18 protein-coding genes and 1 riboswitch are annotated in these 19,981 nt (G+C 68.4%); of the genes, 3 read left to right on the plus strand and 15 right to left on the minus strand.

Features of this window, described 5'->3' with window-relative positions; all coding sequences use genetic code 11:
• Positions 1-61 precede the first annotated feature (61 nt).
• From cobO to F788_RS0106955, 8 genes are all read right to left on the minus strand, one after another.
• Positions 62-670, minus strand: a complete 609-nt coding sequence (gene cobO, locus F788_RS0106920; protein ID WP_019589707.1) for a cob(I)yrinic acid a,c-diamide adenosyltransferase — start codon at positions 668-670, stop codon at positions 62-64.
• A gap of 53 nt (positions 671-723) precedes the next feature.
• Positions 724-1,023 carry a DUF2149 domain-containing protein gene (locus F788_RS0106925; RefSeq protein ID WP_019589708.1) on the minus strand — a complete coding sequence of 100 codons (300 nt, stop codon included), beginning with the start codon at positions 1,021-1,023 and terminating at the stop codon, positions 724-726.
• Positions 1,020-1,460 carry a MotA/TolQ/ExbB proton channel family protein gene (locus tag F788_RS0106930; protein ID WP_019569714.1) on the minus strand — a complete coding sequence of 147 codons (441 nt, stop codon included), beginning with the start codon at positions 1,458-1,460 and terminating at the stop codon, positions 1,020-1,022. Before F788_RS0106930 ends, F788_RS0106925 begins: the two co-directional genes overlap by 4 nt.
• Positions 1,461-1,495: 35 nt before the next feature.
• A complete protein-coding gene (locus F788_RS0106935) occupies positions 1,496-6,118 on the minus strand; it encodes a cobaltochelatase subunit CobN (RefSeq protein WP_231372035.1) in 4,623 nt (1,540 codons plus the stop codon).
• Positions 6,119-6,278: 160 nt separating this feature from the next.
• Positions 6,279-6,845, minus strand: a complete 567-nt coding sequence (locus F788_RS0106940) for a cob(I)yrinic acid a,c-diamide adenosyltransferase (RefSeq protein ID WP_018870226.1) — start codon at positions 6,843-6,845, stop codon at positions 6,279-6,281.
• Between the two features lie 4 nt (positions 6,846-6,849).
• Positions 6,850-8,688, minus strand: coding sequence for a TonB-dependent receptor domain-containing protein (locus F788_RS0106945; RefSeq protein ID WP_019589710.1), 1,839 nt, complete (start codon positions 8,686-8,688; stop codon positions 6,850-6,852).
• A gap of 152 nt (positions 8,689-8,840) precedes the next feature.
• Positions 8,841-9,096: riboswitch (cobalamin riboswitch) on the minus strand.
• 55 nt (positions 9,097-9,151) lie between these two features.
• Positions 9,152-11,047, minus strand: a complete 1,896-nt coding sequence (locus F788_RS0106950; RefSeq protein ID WP_019021866.1) for a hypothetical protein — start codon at positions 11,045-11,047, stop codon at positions 9,152-9,154.
• A 109-nt stretch (positions 11,048-11,156) separates the two neighbouring features.
• Complete coding sequence (locus F788_RS0106955) at positions 11,157-12,389, minus strand: class I SAM-dependent methyltransferase (protein ID WP_019589711.1); 1,233 nt, start codon at positions 12,387-12,389, stop codon at positions 11,157-11,159.
• 227 nt (positions 12,390-12,616) lie between these two features.
• Here F788_RS0106955 and fnr point away from each other — a divergent pair, with 227 nt between their 5' ends.
• The 3 genes from fnr to F788_RS0106970 all read left to right on the plus strand — a co-directional run bounded on the left by fnr (position 12,617) and on the right by F788_RS0106970 (position 14,500).
• Positions 12,617-13,345 carry a fumarate/nitrate reduction transcriptional regulator Fnr gene (gene fnr, locus F788_RS0106960; protein ID WP_019592870.1) on the plus strand — a complete coding sequence of 243 codons (729 nt, stop codon included), beginning with the start codon at positions 12,617-12,619 and terminating at the stop codon, positions 13,343-13,345.
• Positions 13,338-13,826 (plus strand): DUF2390 domain-containing protein, encoded by a 489-nt coding sequence (locus tag F788_RS0106965; protein ID WP_019021863.1) that lies wholly within the window; start codon positions 13,338-13,340, stop codon positions 13,824-13,826. The genes fnr and F788_RS0106965 overlap by 8 nt, the downstream gene beginning before the upstream one ends.
• Positions 13,827-13,930: 104 nt before the next feature.
• Positions 13,931-14,500, plus strand: coding sequence for a DUF2058 domain-containing protein (locus tag F788_RS0106970; protein WP_026332732.1), 570 nt, complete (start codon positions 13,931-13,933; stop codon positions 14,498-14,500).
• Between the two features lie 12 nt (positions 14,501-14,512).
• Here F788_RS0106970 and F788_RS0106975 read toward each other — a convergent pair whose 3' ends face one another.
• The 7 genes from F788_RS0106975 to F788_RS0107005 form a co-directional block, all read right to left on the minus strand.
• Entirely contained in the window at positions 14,513-14,722 is a 210-nt protein-coding gene (locus F788_RS0106975; protein WP_018870233.1) for a hypothetical protein, read from the minus strand.
• A 92-nt stretch (positions 14,723-14,814) separates the two neighbouring features.
• Entirely contained in the window at positions 14,815-15,708 is an 894-nt protein-coding gene (locus F788_RS0106980; protein ID WP_019021861.1) for a carbamate kinase, read from the minus strand.
• A 14-nt stretch (positions 15,709-15,722) separates the two neighbouring features.
• A complete protein-coding gene (locus F788_RS0106985; protein WP_019021860.1) occupies positions 15,723-17,162 on the minus strand; it encodes a Fic family protein in 1,440 nt (479 codons plus the stop codon).
• Between the two features lie 178 nt (positions 17,163-17,340).
• On the minus strand, positions 17,341-18,969 hold the full coding sequence (locus F788_RS0106990; RefSeq protein ID WP_019589713.1) for a hypothetical protein: 1,629 nt from the start codon (positions 18,967-18,969) through the stop codon (positions 17,341-17,343).
• Between the two features lie 10 nt (positions 18,970-18,979).
• Positions 18,980-19,336 (minus strand): DsrE family protein, encoded by a 357-nt coding sequence (locus tag F788_RS0106995; RefSeq protein ID WP_018870237.1) that lies wholly within the window; start codon positions 19,334-19,336, stop codon positions 18,980-18,982.
• Between the two features lie 94 nt (positions 19,337-19,430).
• Positions 19,431-19,664, minus strand: a complete 234-nt coding sequence (locus F788_RS0107000; RefSeq protein WP_019021858.1) for a hypothetical protein — start codon at positions 19,662-19,664, stop codon at positions 19,431-19,433.
• A 60-nt stretch (positions 19,665-19,724) separates the two neighbouring features.
• A complete protein-coding gene (locus F788_RS0107005) occupies positions 19,725-19,979 on the minus strand; it encodes a Smr/MutS family protein (protein WP_018870239.1) in 255 nt (84 codons plus the stop codon).
• Between the last annotated feature and the right edge of the window lie 2 nt (positions 19,980-19,981).

A 19,981-nucleotide genomic window follows, 5' to 3' on the forward strand; every position in this document is an offset into this window, starting at 1 on the left:
TTCGGGCCGTCGTCCCCCTGATAGTAGCGCAGCGCCATGGCTGCCCGCAGCGTCCGCCGTGTCACAGCTCGATGCCCTTCTGCGCCTTGATGCCGGCCTGGAAGGCGTGCTTGACCACGCCGATCTCGCTGACCGTGTCGGCGGCGTCGATCAGGCCCTGCGGGGCCGCGCGGCCGGTGGTGATCACGTGCTGCATCTCAGGGCGCGCGGTAAGGTCCCGCACCACCTCGTCGACATCCAGATAGCCGTACTTCAGCGCGATGTGCAGCTCGTCCAGCAGCACCAGGTCGATGGCCGGATCGGTCAGCATGTCGCGGGCGTGGGCCCAAGCCTCGCGCGCGGCCTCGCCGTCCTTCTCGCGATCCTGGGTCTCCCAGGTGTAGCCCTCGCCCATCACGTGGTACTGCACGTTGTCCTGGCGCTTGAAGAAGGCCTCCTCGCCGGTGGCGAAACGGCCCTTGATGAACTGCACGATGCCCACCTGCATGTCGTGGCCCAGCGCGCGCGCCGCCATCCCGAAACCGGAGGAGCTCTTGCCCTTGCCGTTGCCGGTCAGCACCAGGAACACGCCGCGTTCCTCCTGCGCCTCGGCGATCTTGCGGTCCACCACTTCCTTCTTGCGCGCCATGCGCTCGGCGTGGCGGCGCGCGCGTTCGTCCTGATCACTCATGGTCCTGTTCCTCGATTGGGTTTGCGGCCATTGGGCGGCCGGCTCGGGTGTACTCAGTCGCCACCCTCGATCAACAGCATGCGGCCGGTCTCCGGGTCGCGGTAGACCTGGCCCATGGATTCGAAACCGGAGCCGGCCTCGCCGGCGCCGTCGGGCAGTTCGGGAACCTCCTCGCCGGCCTTGACGTCCACGCCGCCGGCTTCCTGCTGTTCCAGTCCGTCGTCGGCGGCCACCAGGGCCACGATCAGGCCGACCGCGAACACCAGCATGATGTCCGCGAGGTTAGCCAGCGGCCCCATGGGTTCCTCGTCCGGCGCGTCGAACCGGCTGGCGCGGTAGTGCGGGACCCTCATGCGGCCTCCATGCGTTCCATCGCGCCGTCATACCAGCGCCGGCGCAGGCGGCCGAGCAGGAAGCCGAGGATACCGATCAGCAGCCCCAGGACCGTGGTGTTGAAGGCCACGGTCACCGCCTGCGCCAGTACGTCGAGTTCGCCCCGGCCCATGGCCGCCAGCCCCGGTCCCAGCGGGATCAGCGTCCCCATCAGCCCCAGCATCGGGCCGATACGCGCCAGGAGGTCGGCACGGTCGATGCGCCGCCGCGCCAGAAACGCCAGCCGCTCGGCATTGCCGCTGGCCTCCAGGCGCCGCACTCCGCCGGTACGCTCGCCGATGGCCTGTCCCAGCTCCCAGACGGCCACCGCGACCAGCACCAGCAGGCCGATGATCACCGGCTCCAGCAGCCAGCTCACCACCGTGTCCATCAGTTCCATCGTGATCGAGAACGACATTCGCGTTACCTCATCAATTTTTGTTCAGCGCTTCCTTAACGGCGCCGACCGGCGACGATGCCTCCGAGCAGCAGTACGAACAGGGCCCCGGAGACCAGCCAGGAGAGCCACGGCATGGCGCGCGCCTCGCCCGATTCGCGGCCGTCCTCGGCCTCCGCGGGCTCGACCTCGGCCGGCTCCGGGGCCTCCTGCATCTCGCGGGCATCCGGCTGTTCCAGCGGCTGGATCTCGGCCATGCGCGCCGGGTCGGTCTCGGCGGGCTCGCGTTCGATCTGCGCGGCCTCGCGCACGGCGTCGAAGGCCTCGGCCAGTTCCGCGTCATCCAGGCGTTCGGCGACTTCGTCGAGCACGGGGTGATCCGGCCGCGTATGACCGCTGCCGGGCAGGCCGTGCTCGGCCACCAGTTCGGCGAAGTCCTCGGACAGCGCCTGCAGGACCTCGGGATCGGCGTCCCAGAACTCGCGGCTCGCGGCCACCAGCAGCGTGGCCTGCATGTGCGTCTTCACGTGCACCTTGTGGCCGTCTTCCAGGAACTCGTCGAGCCCCAGGTCGTGCCGGTCCTGCAGGTAGACGTCGTGCACGTGGTCCCAGGCTTCGGAGCCGATCACGTGGGGACTGGTCACCTGCCAGCCCCACAGGTTGTTGACGAAATCGGCGGTGAAGGTCCGCGCCCCGGCATAGCCGTGGTCCATCAGCGGCTCGATCCACTGCGGGTTCAGATTCTGCCCGTGCAGCTCGGTCATCAGCGCACGCTGCAGGCTCTCCACGCGCGGGTTGTCGGGGTCGGCATGCTGCAGGATGCGATTGTCCGGCGGGGTTCCGCGGGCGTGTTCCACCGCGGCCGACAGACCGCCCTGGAAGTCGAAGCCGTCGTCGTTGTCGAGCAGGCCGTAGAGATGGCTGGCGCGGCCCAGATAGGTGCGGCCCACGCCTTCCAGGCGCGCATCGAAGGCCTCGTGGGCGGGCTCGCCGCGGGTCCCGGCGCCATAGGCATGCCCCATGCGCCGGGCATAGGCGTCGGCCAGCTCGGCGCGATCCTCCCAGGCCCCGGAGCGGTCGGCCAGACGGTTCACCCCGGCGCCATAGGCCCCCGGCGCGGTGCCGAACACCCGCAGCGCGGCCTGACGGCCGGCCTCGACCGCCTCCACGCCATCGGATTTCAGCGCCCGGGTATCGGCCACCCACTGGCTCGCCACGTCGTTGCGCTCCAGCGGCTCCCGGCCCGGATCCCTCAGGTCCTCGCCCAGGGGGTTCAGGGCCTCGTCCAGTGCTTCGTCCAGGTGGGGATATTCGGCGCGGATGGCCTTCGACGAGCCGTCCAGGGCCAGGCGCGCGGCCTGGTCCAGCCAGACCAGCTGATCCTCGTAGAGGTCGCGGAACAGGCCCGAGGTGGTGAACAGGGCGTCCCGGCGACGCTCACGATCGGCCTCGTCGAGATCCATCAGCTTCAGGCCCTCGACGATCCCGCGGCTATTCCACTCGGGCTTCACCCCCAGCATGTCGAGTCCGAAGGCCACCATCACGCCTTCGTCGCGCACGGTGTCGGAGGCCCACAGCACCACGGCCTCGCTGCCTTCGGCTTCGGGGTCGCCCTGCTCGCGGGCATCCGCGGCCAGGTCCTGGCCCAGGCTCCAGGCGATGCGAGTGGGCACCAGATCGGAGGAGAGGGCGTGGAAATTGCGCCCGGTGGGCAGCACATCCGGGGTGCGCACCGGATCGTTGCCGCGGCTCGGCGGCACGAAGCGGCCCTCGAGCCCCGCCAGCAGGTTCGCTCCCTCATTGGCGGGCGAACCCTCCAGGGCCTCGCGCATCGCCGCGTCCGGCTCCGCGTCACCGGCCATCGAGTCGAGCATGGTGTCCACGGCCTCGCCATCCCAGTCGCGGGCCAGCACATGCAGTCCGAGGGGCATGTGCTCCTCCTGCATGTCGGTCACCCAGTGACCGATGTCGTGGACCATCAGCTCCTCGTCGAGGTCCGCCAGACCACCCTCGTGAGCCGGATCATGGTCATGTCCGTGGTCATGATCGTGCCCGTGGTCATGATCGTGCCCGTGGTCATGATCGTGCCCGTGGTCATGATCGTGCCCGTGGTCGTGGTCATGCCCGTGATCGTGATCATGGTCATGCCCGTGGTCATGGTCATGCCCGTGGTCATGGTCATGCCCGTGGTCATGGTCATGGCCGTGATCATGGTCATGGCCGTGGTCATGGTCATGGCCGTGGTCGTCACCACCATCATGCGCATGATCGTGATCATGGCTGTGGTCGTGGGCATCCATCGCCTCCTCGATGGTCTCGCTCAGACCAAGCTCCTCGATACGGGCCAGCAGCGTCTCCGCGGCACGGGCCTGAGTCGGCGAATTCGGATCGGTGCTCGCCTCGTAGCTTTCGACCAGCTGGCGCAGTTCCAGCAGGTCGTCGTAGAGCTCGGTGGTCGCCAGCGCCGGCGTCAGATGGCTGATGATCACGCCCTGGGCGCGACGCTTGGCCTGGATGCCCTCGCCCACGCCATCGACGATGTAGGGATACAGCACCGGCAACGGGCCGCCGAGGAGTTCCGGATAGTCGTCCGGGGCCAGCCCGGCGCGGCGCCGCGGCAGGAATTCGCGGGTGGAGTGGCGCCCCATGTAGACCAGCGCATCCGCCTCGAAATGGTCGCGCAGCCAGTGGTAGAAGCCCACGTACTGATGGGTGGGCGGGAACGTGGTGTTGGCGTGCAGCAGGCGCTCGCTGACTTCCCAGCCCCGCGGCGGCTGCGGGCCGATGAACACGTTGCCGTATTCGATCCCGGGGAAATGCATCGCCCCGTCGTGGGTCATGGCCTCGCCCGGGGGTTCGCCCCAGCCGCTCAGGCCCGGGATGCCGGTGCGCGTGAGAGCGTCGCGCAGGGATTCCGCCTGCGCCAGGTCGCCGCCGCCGTCCAGCAGCGCCTCCCACTCGCGCTCCAGCTGGTCGATCAGTGACTGCGCACGCTGCTGCGCGTCATGCGAGTAGTTCTGCACCATGTGGCGCAGATCGCCGATGCCGTTCTCCAGCGCGCGCTCGGCGGCGTCGGTCGCGCCCAGTTCGCGGGCCTTGAGCAGCCGCTCGTGCAGATAGCCCACCGGACCGTGCACCAGTTCGGCCTGTACGGTCTCCGGCAGGGTCTCGAACCAGGAACGATAAGTCTCCGCATCCAGGCTGGCCACGCGGCCGGCGATGTCGGCGGCCGCGTCGGCATGTTCGGGCAGGTTGACGCCGCGATCCTGGATATCGTCCAGCAGGGCCTCGGCATCTTCCGGGTGATCCCCGGTGTCGTAGCCCGCGTCGCGCAGCAGATCCAGGGTCTCCAGCAGCGACTCGGGGACATCCAGCTTGTCGGCGCCGATGTTGTGGCGCCCCGGCGGATGGTTGTAGTAGACGATGGCCACGCGCTTGTCGGCATTGGAGCGCTCGCGCAGGCGCTGCCAGCGGGCCATGCGTTCGGCTACCGCGTCGACCCGTTCCCGGATCGGCTCGGAGAGCATCAGGCGCACGCCGGTGCGGTCGTCGATCTCGGGCTCGCCGGCGGCGGCCAGCACCGTGGGCTGGCTCACGCCCTGCAGTTCGGGCATGGCGACCTGGTAGTGGATGCTGTCCCAGGGGATGCCGTCATGCGCGACCCGCCATTCATCCTCGCTCCGCGAGGCCAGGCGCAGGCCCTTGACCACCGGCACGTCCAGCTCGCCCAGCGCCCCGGCAACCGCCTCGCGATTACCGCCGCCCCCGATCACGAAGTCCTGCAGGGAGACGATGCCGGCGAGATCGGCGGGTGCCGCCGACTGCGCCAGGTCCTCCACCGCCTGCCGGCTGGCGCCGCCCCAGCGCGCCAGCACGCCGAAGCACTGCAGATCGCGCGATTCCAGCGCGTCGCAGGCGGCATCCAGCAGTGCACGGTCCCCCGGCCGGTCGCCGGTGTCCAGGTCCAGCAGGGCGACCGCCGGGCGTTCATCCAGATCCATTGCGGCGGCGTCATCCACCGCGCGGCCGTCGTGGTAGAAACGGATGGTCTCGCGCGGATCCGGCTGCGGCACGTCGATGTCGTGGCCGGCCTCGGCGGCCAGCCAGCGCATCAGGCCCTCCATGCTCTCCGGCGTACGCCCCTGGTAATACGCCCGGCCGGTGAGCCAGCCGGCCTGTTCGGGAAACGCCTGCCGCTGCTCCCGCAGGTGTTCGCGCGGATCCTCGTCGGCATCCGGATTGGTCGCCAGCTCGGTCCGCTCGTCGGCTTCCAGGCCGGCCAGCACGCGCTCGCCCCGCAACCGGGTCAGCGCCGTCAGCTGCCGGTCGCTGTTGATCGCCAGCAGCGGCACTTCGGCATCCGGACCGCGCTCGCGCAGCAGCCGCGTCAGCCGGCCGACCTCGTCGCCCAGCACCGCCGCCACCAGCACGGCGTCCGCGTCCTCCCACAACGCGGTGACCTCGGAGTCATCCTTGTCGGCCAGCTGCTCCGGCGTACGCAGGCGCACGTCGGATTCGGGGAAGGCCTCGAGGAAACGATGCGCCCCGGCCGTGACCTCGGCGGCGGAGCGATCCGAGACGATGCCGAGGATATGCGGGGACGCGTCCGTGTCCGCCGCCGGAACCCCCGGCAGCAGTAGCGCCAGCAACAGGGGGTAGCGTTTTTTCCATGTACTCATCATTCAACACCCGGATACGTGCACACACTGCCGCCGGGACACTCGAGGCGTCCCGACGGAGCGTGAAGAAAAGGAGATCGACCGCGGGTCGCGTCAGCGTCGCGGCACTGTTGTCGATCGGGGCCTTCGCGGATCCGCCGTCACGGCGTCGCGGGCAGAATCAGCCGCCGGAGGCCTCGCGCCGAGCGGCGGGCTGCCACAGGACCTCGGAACCGTTCTCGTGGCGCGCCAGCACCCGGCACAGTACGAACAGCAGATCCGACAGGCGGTTGAGGTAGGCCAGCGAGCTGGGCCGCAGGGCCTCGTGGTGATTGACCGCGACCAGCCGCCGCTCGGCGCGGCGGCAGACGGTGCGGGCAATATGGCAATCCGCGGTGGCCGGGCCGCCCCCCGGGAGGATGAACTCCTCCAGCGGCGGCAGCTCGTCATTGAAGCCCTCGAGCTCGACATCGAGGCGCTCCACCGACGCCTCCGGCAGGGCCTGATGCCCCGGCACCGCCAGCTCCGCGCCCAGGTCGAACAGCTCATGCTGGATCAGCGACAGCGAACGCCGTACGTCCTCGGGCAGCTCGTGCACCAGCACCCGCCCGATGACGCTGTTCAGCTCGTCCACGTCACCAAAGGCTTCGACGCGATGCGAGTCCTTGTCCACGCGCGAGCCGTCACCCAGGCCGGTACGCCCCTCGTCACCCGTGCGGGTCGCGATCTTCGACAGTCGATTGCCCATGACCTTACCTCTGCTGCTGATAACGCAGTTTCACGAACGCGGCGCGGCCGGGGTTGTTGTAATCGGCATCGTTAACCGAGTCACGCGCGACCACGTAGTCGCGATCGAAAAGATTCGACAGCGAAGCCTCGATACTCCATTCCGGATCAAATCGATAGGCCGCACGCAGATTCATGGTGCCGTAGCCCGAGAGCCGCTCGTCATTGTCAGCATCGTTGTAGCTGCGGCTGCGGGCGAGGATCGTACCGCCCACGGAGAAATCACCGATCCGGCGGTCCAGGTCGAAACGGGCTGACGCCGGCGGACGGCGACGCAGTTCATTGCCGGTGTCACGATTTTCCGTATCCAGCAGGGTCAGCGAGACCCGCGAATTCCACGGACCGAGGTCGTGGCCTCCCTCGACTTCCAGTCCGCGAATCCGTGCCTCGTCGACATTTTCGCGCACCGGGAACCCGGTAATGAGGTCGTCCACGCGCGTCTCGAACACCGCGACGTCGACATACGCGAGACTCGCCGAGTACCTCGCCCCGAGCTCAAACGTCTCCGACTCCTCCGGTTCGAGGTCCGGGTTTCCGCGGAATCTCGCCGGGTCGGAAAAGGGCCAGTAAAGGTCATTGAAGGTGGGTGCCTTGAACGCGGTGCCGTAGCTGGCGCGCAGCCGCAGGGCGTCGGTTGCCTGCATGCCCCAGGCGACCTGCCCGGTGGTCTTCTCGCCGAACGCTTCATTGTCGTCGTAGCGCAGCGAGCCTTCCAGATCGTGGTTGCCGAGCTGGGTACGTACGACCGAATAGACCCCTACGTTGTAGCGCGAGTCCTCGTCGTAATCCGTGGTACTCGAGATCCGGTCCTCGTAGGCGTCTACCCCGGCGATCAGGTCGGTGAGTTCACCCAGGCGGACATCGTTGCGCCAGGTCAGCTGATCCCGCTTCGTATCGAATCTCGAAGAGAAAAACCCCCCCGCGAAATTGTCGTTTTCGTCCCGACTATGGGCCACTGCAAGCTCGGTATCCCAGCGACCAAGAACGGGCAATCGGAGACCGGCCTGCATCGCCGCGTGGACGAAATCGGTTTCATCCTCGAAACCATCGAACTCGGTATTGCCTTCGGAATAGAGGACATTGCCGAAAAGTTCGATCCCGTTGTCGAGGCGGTGGGCAACCTTGCCGGCCAGCGAGGTGTTGTCATAGCCATCCGGATCGTCGTCACCCACGTCGTCCTGCACGTCGATGCCCTCGGTATCGAACATACTGACGGACAGGCTGTAATCGGTGCGCCCGGTGCCGCCGGCCACACCGATTCCGGCCTCCCAGGTGCTGAAGCTGCCGGCGCCAAGGAAGGCATTGACCCGCGGCGGACCTTCGCGGCCCGCGCGGCTGAAGACCTGGGTCACCCCGCCGATGGCATCGGAGCCGTAGATGGAGGTGCGCGGCCCGCGCACGATCTCCACGCGGTCGATCTCCTCGGGCGGCAGGAACTGCCAGCTGGCACCGCCGGTGGTGGCCGACCCCATGCGCACGCCGTCGATCAGCATCAGGTGGTGATCGGAGTTCGTTCCCCGAAGGAAGACACTGGACGTCTTGCCGAACGGGCCATTACCCGCCACCGAGACCCCGGCGCGCCCCTCCACCAGATCGGTGAACTGGCGCGGCTGCAGGCGTTCGATCTCTTCGCGGTCGATGACCGTCACCGAGGCCAGGGCCTCGTCCACGGTCTGGCTGAGACGGGTCGCAGTGACCTGAACGGGTTCCAGGGTCGCGGAGTCGGAGTCGGTGCCCGGCGCCTCGTCGGCCACGGCCGGGGACACGGCTGCAACGATGGCTGCGGAAAGGATACTGCGTTTCATGTCTTCGGATCTCCCGGCGAGCCGCCCGCACGCCGCTGGTTCACGGGGATCGCGCCGGCGCGAGGGAGGAAGACGAGGAACGCATTCCCGGCGGGAAACGGGTACGGGGACCCGTGGCGGGAACGGTCATCCGTCTCGCACGCCCTCCGCGTGCCGCACGACCATTCCCCGGCCGGTCTCCGGGCTGACGAGCGGGAGATTCCCGGCGGGCGGCGCCTTCCCGTGTCCATGACACAGTGGCATTCGGCCGCCAGCCTCGAGGATCCACTGCCGAAGGACTCCGGAATGGATCCGCGCTCGATCACCGTTGCGGGGGCAGCGCCGGACTCGCGCCGAAGCGGCGCTCACCGGACTTCCCGTTTAACCCGGCGGCGAAACCGCCAGGGCACCGAGGAACGGGGAGCAGGGTACATGAGCCCCCCCCTGATTTTCCACCCGTGCTCTCCGGCCGACCGCGCGGCGTTCAGGTCTGCCGCGTCTCCTCGGCCTGGCGATAGCGGGCGCCACGACGCAGCAGGCGGCCCCATTCCTTGTCCTGGACCATCGCGTCGAATTCCGGCGAGCGCTCGGCACGCAGGGCCACCGGGTGGGACTCGTCCCCGGTGTTCTGGGCCAGCATCGCCAGGCGCTCGGGGTTGGCCCCGTAGTGGGTCTCGAGAAAGCTGCGCATGCCGTCGGTCAGCGGCAGGTGGTAGACCCGGGTCAGGCGCAGCGCGAGCCACTCCGCCGCACGCCCGAGATCCTGGCGCACCATGCGCACCATGGCGGAGCCCAGCCCGGCCTTGGCGTCGGCGCTCATGCCCACGTACAGCCCGCCGAGATAGGCCGCGGGGCTGGAATAGATCGCCCGCTGGATACTGGGGTTGCTCAGCTCCACCAGCGGGTCGAGCAGCAGCGCCAGCTGGATGCCGATGCGCTTGGCGGTATCGCCGTCCAGCGGCTTCTTGCCGAAGAAGATGAAATCGCCCTCGCGCCGGATCTGCAGCTCCTCGAGATATTCGCACAGACCGTCGGCCAGCCGGATCTTCTGATCATCGTCCAGTTCGATCAGCTCCTCCGACACCCGGATCCGCCGGGCCGAACGCTTCTGCCAGCGCTGATCACCCTTGCGGTCCCGTTCGCGCCGGCGCAGGTTTTCCCAGCGTTCCACCGCATTGGCGTAACGGCTCTGCGCCTGCATCAGGCGGTCCCGGGCTTCACGCAGTTCTTCCACCTGCGACATCGCGGCACCCAGGATACGGCCGTCGGGGCTCTTTACGTCCGGCTCCGCCTCCAGCATGGTCCGCAGGCCGGCCAGCACCTGCTGTCCCATGACCGGCAGGGGTTCGCGCAGATGCTGCTGGGTGATGCCACTGGTCTCGCTCTGCGCCAGCAGCATCCCCAGCGAGCGGAGACGGCTGATCACCCCGGCCTGGGCCACGCGGAAGCGGTTGCTCTGGTATTCCAGCCGGTCCAGCGCCCGGCCCAGCTGCCAGGGCCCCGACCATTCGAAACTCAGGCGCTTGATCTGGCGCCCGTTGACCAGCTCGAAGGCGAGCACGAAGATCGCCTGGACATCATCCAGGGTGCAGCGCGTAAGGTCATCCGCATCCGCCGCGGAGAACAGGCGTTCGAGAAACTGGTCGATGCGGCGCACGCCGTCCTCGCGCGTCGGCGCGACCCCGCGCAGGCGGTCACGCAGCAGCTCGGCGAGATCCGAATCCTCGGCGTGCAGCCGCTCCAGCGCGGCCATGCGCGCGTCGGCGGTGGCCTCCACCAGGTCCGCGACCCGCGCATGCAGCCCCAGACGCCGATAGATCTCGATCTGCTCGGCGGTGGAGGCCAGCGTCGGGTCGCCGGTCATTTCGCGCACCGCGACCGCCACCGCCTCCGGGGAGACCTCCACCTCGTGCAGCAGCACCGCCGCCGACTGGCGCCGCCGCATGTCCGGCGTCATCTCGCCCATGGCCAGGTCACGGGTCGCGAACAGCAGATCCGGCAGCAGATCGATGGTATTGCGCAGCTGGACCTGCGAGCGCTCCTGACGCCGCCCGCGGGTCGCATCGGCGACAAAGCGCGCGATCAGGCCGATCACCCCGAACAGCAGGGTGTAGACCGCGAAGAAGACGAAGTTCTGGGTGGGAGCCGCATGGCCGAACCCGAGGAAATAGCCGCCCTGCATCGCGAGGAAGGTCACGGGGCCGGCCGCCCACAAAAGCTGCAGCAGGTTCAGCGACCACGGGACCTTGCGGGCACTGGTCGCCACCTCGGTGATGCGGCTGCGTCCCGCAGCCTCGATCAGGACCTGGTCCTGATTCGACTCCTGCGTTTCGGGGGCCCCCGATGCCTCGGACTTGCGTTGACGAAAAAGGCGGAACACCCCTACTCCCCGAACACCGGAATCCCCGGTCAGTGTAAAGCTCGAATGCCCCGCACGTCGCCGTCAGAACGGCGGGGACCCACACTGGACCCGTGCCGGAGGCCGGGGTTCACCGCGCGGAAGAAATCAGCTCGTCCGCCGGCGGCACCGAACGCACCCCGGGGTCTTCGCGCCCGCAGAGATAGTCACGGGTGAGCGGAACGGCATCCTGCCGACGCGCCATCTGGATATGGAACACCACCTGCTTCCACCAGCGGAAAGTGCCCTCGCAGCTGGCCAGATAGAACTCCCACATGCGGCAGAAGCGCTCGTCGAAACTGGCCGCCGCCTCTTCACGGACTGCCTGAAAGCGCCGGTACCATTCGGCCAGGGTTTCGGCATAGTGCAGCCGCCAGAATTCGATGTCGGTGGTGTACAGCGGCGTGGGCTCCAGCGCTTCCATCACCTCGGACAGGGCGGGGGTGTAACCGCCGGGGAAGATGTATTTCTTCAGCCAGGGGTTGGCCGTGCCCGGTGGCTCCTGGCGACCGATGGTGTGCAGCACCGCGATCCCGTCGGGCTTGAGCAGGTCGTTGACCCGCTGGAAAAAGGTGCCGTAGTTCGGCTGCCCCACGTGTTCGAACATGCCGACACTGACGATCCGGTCGTACTGATCGTCGTGCTCGCGATAGTCCTGGTACAGGAAGCGCACCTTGTCCTCCAGACCCCGGCGCTTCGCTTCGTCCTGCGCTACCCGCAGCTGCTCGCGCGACAGGGTGATGCCATCGACCCGGACATCCGCGTGCTCGGCCAGATACATCGCCAGCCCGCCCCAGCCGCAGCCGATGTCCAGCACGCGCATGCCCGGCTCCAGGCACAGTTTCTGGCGCAGGACCTCGCACTTGGCCTGCTGCGCCTCCTCCAGGCTCATCCCCGGCTCGGCGAAATAGGCGCAGCTGTAGAACATCCCCTCGTCCAGGAACCGCCGGAACAGCCATTCGTCCACGTCGTAGTGGTGAGAGATGTTCTTGTAGCTGCGCGCCACCCGGTTGCCCTGCTCCACGAGGGCGCGCAGCGAACGCGTCAGGAAACCGACCCGCTTCTGGAACATCGGCGCAAAATTGCGCATGGTCATATCAAGAAAGGCCCGCAGCCCTTCCGGACCGGGCGACCACAGCCCGTCCATGTAGGTCTCGCCCAGCTCGAAACCGGGATCCCGCGCAATGCGCTTCAGGGCGCCGGCATCATGCAGCTGCATGACCACTTCCGGCTCGCCGCTGCCAAAACGCTGCTCGGTGCCATCCGGGTGACGCAGGGTCAGCGTCCCGGAGCGAACATACTGTTCCAGCATCCGTTCAATCATTACTGAGTGCCCCCGATTCCCTGAAATCCGGCACGATTCCGTGTCCGGCTATTTTTATACTGAGTCTAACTCTCACCTCCGGGCCCGTCCAGTGGAGCCGGTCCGCACACCATCCGTTGTACCAACGCATCAAGCGTAGTGCATCCGGGAAACACCGCCACCGCGAGCGCCGGCGTAAAAATCCGCGGCGTCTTTCCACATTGCCGCAAACGGGCTACCCTCCGGACATGACCTTGCGCCCGACTCAAGCCTGCGATCAGTGCACCCTGCGTCAGCTCTGCCTGCCCATGGGTCTGCCGGATACCGAGCTGTGGCAGCTCGACGAGATCGTGCAGCAGCGCCGTCCGATCGAGAAGGGCAGCACGCTGTTCGCCATGGGGTCGCCGTTCGAATACCTGTATGCGGTGCGCACCGGCGCGATGAAAACGGTGCTGATGGGTGACGACGGGACCGAGCAGATCACCGGCTTCGCGCTGGCCGGCGAACTGCTGGGACTGGATGCCATTCACCAGGGGTCCCACCCGGTCACCGCCATCGCGCTGGAGTCCACCAGCGTCTGTGCGGTCCCGTGGTCGCTGGTGGATGACCTGTCCGGCCGCCTGCCCACGTTCCGGCAGCACCTGATGGGGGTGATGAGCCGCGGCCTGGCGAGCGAGGAGAACCTGCACGCCCTGCTCGGCCAGCGCAGCGCGGAGCAGCGTCTGGCCACCTTCCTGCTCTCGCTGTCGCAGCGTCATCAGGCACGCGGGCTGGCAGCCAACCGTTTCATCCTGCCGATGTCGCGCGCGGAGATCGCCAACCACCTGGGCCTGACGCAGGAAACCATCAGCCGGCTGTTCACGCAGATGCGGCGCCAGGGCCTGATCGAGCTGCACACCCGCGATCTGCACATCCCCGACCTGGATGCCCTGCGGACCACGGCCGGCGTCAGTACATCCGCCGCCAGCAGTGCCTGACACCCGGGCCACCGGGGATTTCTGGTCGTTCGCCGAGACCGCCTGGAACGATCCGGCGCTGCACGAGCGGCTGATGGCCTGGCAGGATCACCATGGGGCTGACGTGATTCGGGTGCTGTTCGCCGCCTGGCACCCCGGTCCACTGGCCGCCGACGATCTCGATCGGCTGCACGCCCGGGCACGCGACTGGAGTACCCGCGCCACCCTCCGGATCCGGGCCCTGCGCCGACGCCTGCACACCCCCGAACGACATGCCCTGTACCGCGCCCTGCTGGAACTGGAATTGCGCGCGGAGCACCTGGGGGCGCTGCACCTGCTGCAGGAATGCCCGCCTCCGGCCGCCGCCGCAGCCCCGAACCGGCGCCCGCGCGCGGCCACCATCGAGGAGCGCCTCGCCCGCCTCGAGCCCGGGCTCCCGCCGGCCGAACGCTCCGCAGGCGCCGCTGAACTCGCCTCGTCCTCGGTCCCGGGCCTCCCCTGAGCGGCCGCGTCGGCAAAACATCGACCACGCCCCGACCTCCCCTGCACGCAGCCCCCGGTTCCGGCTATCCTGACGGGTTCCACTCAGCCAGACGGCAACCGAACATGTCCGACGCAATGCGCGACCAGCTCCTCAAGACCGGCCTGGTCGACGAAAAGCAGGTCAAGAAGGCCCGCAGCGAACAGCACAAGGGCAAGAAAAAGGCCAAAAAGCCGAAGAAGGCGGCGCCACCCGCGGCCGAGCCCACGGCCGCCGAGCAGCGTCAGGCGGAACAGGCCGAACGTTCGCGGCGCAAGAACGAGGAACGCCAGGCGCGCGCCGCGCGCAAGGCCCTGACGGCCCAGCTGCGCGAGCTGGTCAGTTCCAACCTGTATCCAGTGCCCGCCGGCGAGGACGCCGAGGACTATCACTTCCAGCAGGGCGGGCGGATCCGCAGCCTGCCGGTCACGCCGGCCCTGCGGCGCCAGCTGGCCGACGGACGCGCCGCAATCGCCGGCCTCGACCACCGACCGGAGGCCGGTTTTCGCCTGGTGCCCCGCGAGATCGCGGATCGCATCCGCGAGCGCGACCCGCAGTGGCCGCTGGTCATCCCCGCCGAAGAGGCCGCGGACAGCGAACCGGCCGCCGACGACCCGTATGCGGATTACGTGGTGCCCGACGACCTGATGTGGTGAGACTCCGTCGCGTCAGTCGTCGTCGGTGCGCTTGACGTCGGCGGCCGGCATGCCCCGCTGCTGCGGGCGCCGCACGCCCTCGTTATCCGTCGGCTGCGGCTCCATCTGGCGCTCGCCGAGGGCCTGAGGCGGACCGTCCTCCGCCTGCGGTTCGCCGTCGCAACCGGCCAGCCACAGGCCGGCGGCCAGCAGCAGGGCCGGACTGATCTTCCGCATGTTCATGTCTTTCTCATCTCCTCCGAAGGCTTCGCCATCAGCGTGCCGGCGCAAGGGCGCGACGCCAAGAACTCGGGTCGCAACCGGGGGCACGTCCGTTACGGGGTCACCCGGGTCCCGGCGGTCCCGGCGAGGAGGGCCGCGGCCGACTCCAGCGCCCCGATACCCGCGATGCGGCCACCCGCGGCCACCCGCCGCGCCGCATCCAGCTTGGGCCCCATGGACCCCGGCGGCCATTCGGCCGGATCAATGTCGCTGCCCTTCAGGCGGTCCAGCCGCCGGGCCCGGTCCGTGCCCCAGTCGGCATAGACCGCATCGACATCGGTGAGCATCAGCAGGGCATCGGCCTCCACCTCGGCGGTCAGCAGGGCCGCAGCAAGATCCTTGTCCACCACCGCCTCCACGCCCGAGAGCCGGCCGTCGGCATCGCGCGCCACCGGCACCCCGCCGCCGCCGGCACACACCACCAGGGTCCCGGCAGCCGCCAGGGTCCGGATCGCCGGCACCCCCAGCAATGCGCGCGGCTCGGGCGAGCCCACCACCCGCCGCCAGGCCCTGCCGTCGCGGGCGATGCGCCAGCCACGCTCCTGTGCCAGGCGCCGCGCGGCCTCCTCGGCGTAGGTCGGTCCGATGAACTTGCTCGGCTCGTCGAAGGCCGGGTCCCGCGGGTCGACCTCGGTCTGCGTCAGCAGGCTGGCCACGCGATCATGCCCCAGCGCGTTGTGCAGCTCCTGCGCGAGGATATAGCCGATCATCCCGTGGCTCTCCGCACCCACCACGTCCAGCGGCCAGGCGATGCGGTCGCATTCCGCCTGGTTCGCCAGCAACCCCACCTGCGGGCCGTTGCCGTGGGTCACGATCACCTCGTGCTCCGCCGCCAGGCCGGCGATGGTCGCGGCCGCGCGCCGCGCGTTGTGCCTCTGATTCGCGGCCGAGGGCGTCTCCCCCCGCTGCAGCAGTGCGTTGCCCCCCAGGGCGACCACGATGCGCATGCCCGTACCTCCCGTCAGCCGTCAATGAGCCTGAATGCCTGCTGCCAGGCCTGCTCGATCCGTTCGAGTTCATGATCCTCGATCTCGCCGAACTGTCCGCGCTTGTTCCGTGACAGCCGCCCTTCGTTCTGGTGGAGAAGACGCAGCAGCAGATCCAGACGCCGATCCGGCAGATCCACGATCTCGCGCACCGCGCGGCGTGCAGCGTCATGACCGCGAAGGAAACGCAGTTCTTCCACCAGATCTTCCCGGACGGTGCGGGCCACCGTTTCCGCGAGGTATTCGGTCTGCGCCGTCAGATCGGGGTAGCGATAGTAACTGGCCACCTCTTCCGGATTCAGCAGCTCCAGCCGCCCTTCGGGGTCCAGATGGTAGTCGACCCGCTCCTCCATCAGCGGCCGCGAGTAACGCTCCAGCACCGCGTCGTATTCGGTAATCCGACGCAGCATGGTGGCCGATACCGGAAGCATGAGATTGCCTTCCACGAATCCGTCGCGATGCAGCAGATCGTGGATCAGGAAACGATGGAGCCGCCCGTTACCGTCTTCGAACGGGTGAATGAAGACAAAGCCGAACCCCACGGCCGCGGCACGAACCAGCGGCGAAAGTCCGCGACTCCGCGTAGCCACCGTCGCCAGGCCTTCCATCATCGAGACCAGCCATCCGGGCGGAGGGCATACGTAGTGCACACGCTGCGTGAAATCCGGCCGCTGCTCGCCCACGTAATTCTGGACAGAGCGAAAACCGCTTTCCGCATAGCGCGGGTCCACCACCAGATTCTGGCGCCGTGTCAGGCCGGCCTCGTCCAGCAGCTCCGCGAGCGGCACCCGCCCTGCTTCACGCAGCAATGCCACGAAGCGCTCGAGACGCCCGGAGACCGGTTCCGGCTCCTGTTCGATCCCGTAGGTCGAGCGCGTTTCCTTGAGGTAGAGATAGTCGTTGGCCCGGGCAAACAGTTCCGGTGGAAATGCCCCGAGCAATCCGGACAGCTCCTCGGTCAGCGGCTGGGCAAGGGCGTCTTCCAGTCGCTGCGTCCGACGAATGACCGGGCAGAAATCACCATTGCCAAGAAGGTTGTCCCGGACCCGCCAGCGCCGATCGAATTCCGGCTCCGCTGCGGTCAGGTAATGGTCAGGGTTCAGTGCATCCACATAGTTACCGCCCGCTGTCCGCGAGACCGCGAGGCGCTCCCCGGTCAGGCGTTCGTAGAAGAACCCCATCAGCCGCCGATAACGCCCGGTGGGCTTTTCGCTCACCGCCTCCTCGATCGGTGCGGGACCACAGGCGCGAAACAGGTCCGCGAGAACCGCCAGATTCACGCCCTCGTGCTTCAGGGCGAATTCGAGCTGGTTCGCGAGCGCATCCCCGGGGTCGTACTGCGGCGGATATTCGCGCCGGACCGCGCCGTCCTCCTGCCATGTTTCACGCAGGCGCGTGCCCGGACTCGACGACACGGGCAAAGGGGCGGACGGCAATCCGAATGTCCGAATCAGCCACCGATAACCCAATGAGCTCATACGCCGTATCCATGGTGTTCAATGGCCCAAGACTGCAACAAAATCGATTCAGGCGAAACATTTGTGTTACAAAAATCCAAAATCGCAACAAAACGATTACGCAGCCGTCGATTGATCAGAAAGCGTCGCCGTAATCTTCGTGCAGCCAGTCGCGCAGGTCCTCGAACCCGGGGATGTCCTCGTCCCCGGTGGCCGGCGGCAGCTCGAAACCGTCGTGGAAGCCGCGAGCCCGGAACGGCTCCAGCAGCTCCGGGTCCCCGGAGATCACGTGCACCGGCACCGCCCACGAGGGGTCCGGGCCGGTGACCAGGGCCGCCGGCTGGTGGTCGCCCGGCATCAGGAACAGGGTATCCTCGTCCACATGGTCGCGCGCCCAGTGGCCGCTGACCTCCAGCGAGTAGCGCACCGCCTCGGCGTAATAATCGCGGACGCGGTCGAAGTCCCGCCACAGGACCTCGGGGGCGGGCCCGGCCCCGGCCTGTTCGTGGAACACCCGCCCGTCGTCCATCGCATCCGGGTCGTCCAGCACGTCCAGCACCGGGGTCCACGGGGCGTGGCTGCTGACCAGCGCGAGCATCGCGAACACCGGTGCTTCCCCGCCCTGCGGGTCCGGCCGCACATCCTGTTCGAAGCGCCACCAGGTGAATTCGTCGGGCATCGTGACCCAGAAGAACGGGGGCCCGCGGTAGTCCATGCCGTCGCGGTCCAGGATCCGGTCCCAGCCGAACCAGCGCCCCTCCGGCCAGTCGAGGGTGATGGCCGGGGCCAGCATGGCCGTGTGGTGGCCGGTGGCCGCGAAGTCCTGCACCAGGGTCGCCCGCTCGCGCTCCTGCAGCCGGCGATACTGCCCGGCATGCCGCACGGCCACGCCCGACAGCAGGGAGGCATGCGCCAGCCACGACTGCCCGCCGGCGATCGGGGCCTCCATCACCCCGGTGACCGCGTGCAGATCCCGCGCGGCGAGATCCTCCTGCAGCGCCTCCAGGGTCGGCTCGATCACCTCGGCATAGCGCGGGATCTCCAGCGCCGAGACCCCGTAGGACTCGATCAGACCCACCACCACGTCGACGCCGGCCAGGCCCTCCAGCGGCCGGGGTTCGGCCAGCCGCGGATCCGCCTCCAGCCGGTGCGCCAGCACCCGGTCTTCGCGCCGCGCCTCGCGCATGCCGTCGACCTGCTCCGTCACCAGCGCCACCGCCGGGGCCGCCGTGCGCGGCGGCTCCACACCCGTCGCGTGGCCCGCGAGCCCGGCGAGGCCCGCGCCCAGCAGCACGAAACCCGCGCTACGGGACATGACCGGGCGCGCCAGCAGACGCGCCAGCGACCACACCGCCAGCCCGATCACGGCCAGCAACGCCGCGACGGCCAGGATCACACCGACAGTGGGCAGGTTGCCGGTCAGCAACCGGAACACGGCATCCAGCAGGCCGATGTCCACGTAGACATTCAGCGGACGGGCGAGGCTGACGCGGGCCAGCGCATCGAACAGCGCCAGTACGATCAGTGCGAGGAGGAAGGCGGCCACGACCCGGGCCAGTACGCGCGCGGTGGCCAGAGGAAGGACGGCAAACAGTCCGGCCAGGACCACGGCCTCCCAGGCCAGCCACCCCGGCCCCGGGCCCGCGTGGCGCGGGATGTCCAGGGCCAGGACCAGCCCGTTCAGAAGCAGCAGGGTCAGCAGGACGCGGACCCCGCCGGGGACGGCGCGCAGGCGCGGCCCGGACTGTTCGGGCGGGAAGTTCAACCCGCCGGCATCAGAAGCTCATCGAGCGATCAAACTCGGCCACCGCCTGCACGTAGTGGCCCATGCCGGCGTATTCGGCGGTGGCCAGGAAGTTGTCCGGGGTCACGTCACGACCACGGCCGCAGGCCTCGCAGACCCACAGCGGCACGCCGGCGTCGACCAGATCCTCGACGATGTCCTTCATCGCCGGCATGTTGTGGCCGACGATCTTGTCGTAGACGTTGCGGTTGGCGATATTCGCCGCCTCGCCCTGCAGCCATACGGTCACGTCGTGGCCCTGATCCTTCGCCACCTTGGCGGCGATCATGCCCAGCGTGGCGCGGGTGGGGTCATCGGTTCCGGCGGTAACGGCAACGATAAAGCGCATGGTCGATTCTCCTGTGTCGTCGCGTGTCGGCCTTGCGGCCGGTTGGCGGACCCGGCGGGTCCGTTGTTGTTACAGCAATCCGCAGCGTACCCGATCAGGCGCCGGTCCGGCTCTGGCGGGCCAGACGCAGCGCCATCAGCAGCCACGGCAGTCCGTGCAGCAGCAGACCGCCCCAGCCCGCCGCACCGGCGAGTTCACCGGCCAGCAGGTCGCGCACCAGTCCGGCGATCGCCGGCTCCGGCTGCCAGGGCCACAGGCCCACGGTCGCCACGATCAGGGCGAACAGCCACAGCGGCAGGCGGTCGAACAGGCGCAGAACGGTCGGCATGGCGCGCATCCTATCGCATACGAACGGCGGCGCCGCATGCCCCGACACGGCGGCGCGAATTCAGTGGCGAAAATGCACGAACAGCCGACCGTGATTCTTCGAATCCTTCTCCACCCGGTGGTAACGCGCCTTGACCTCCGGCTGCTGCAAAAAACGCAGCACCCGCTTTTTCAGCTGCCCGCTGCCCTTGCCGTGGATGATCTCCACGGTCTTGATGCGTTTCTCGCAGGCCTCGTCGATCGCGCCGTTGAGCGCCTGATCGATGCGCCGGCCATCACGAAAGCATTCGTGCAGGTCGATGGAAAGCCGCGACATAC

This window comes from Thioalkalivibrio sp. ALE10, assembly GCF_000381385.1.
GTDB lineage: Bacteria > Pseudomonadota > Gammaproteobacteria > Ectothiorhodospirales > Ectothiorhodospiraceae > Thioalkalivibrio.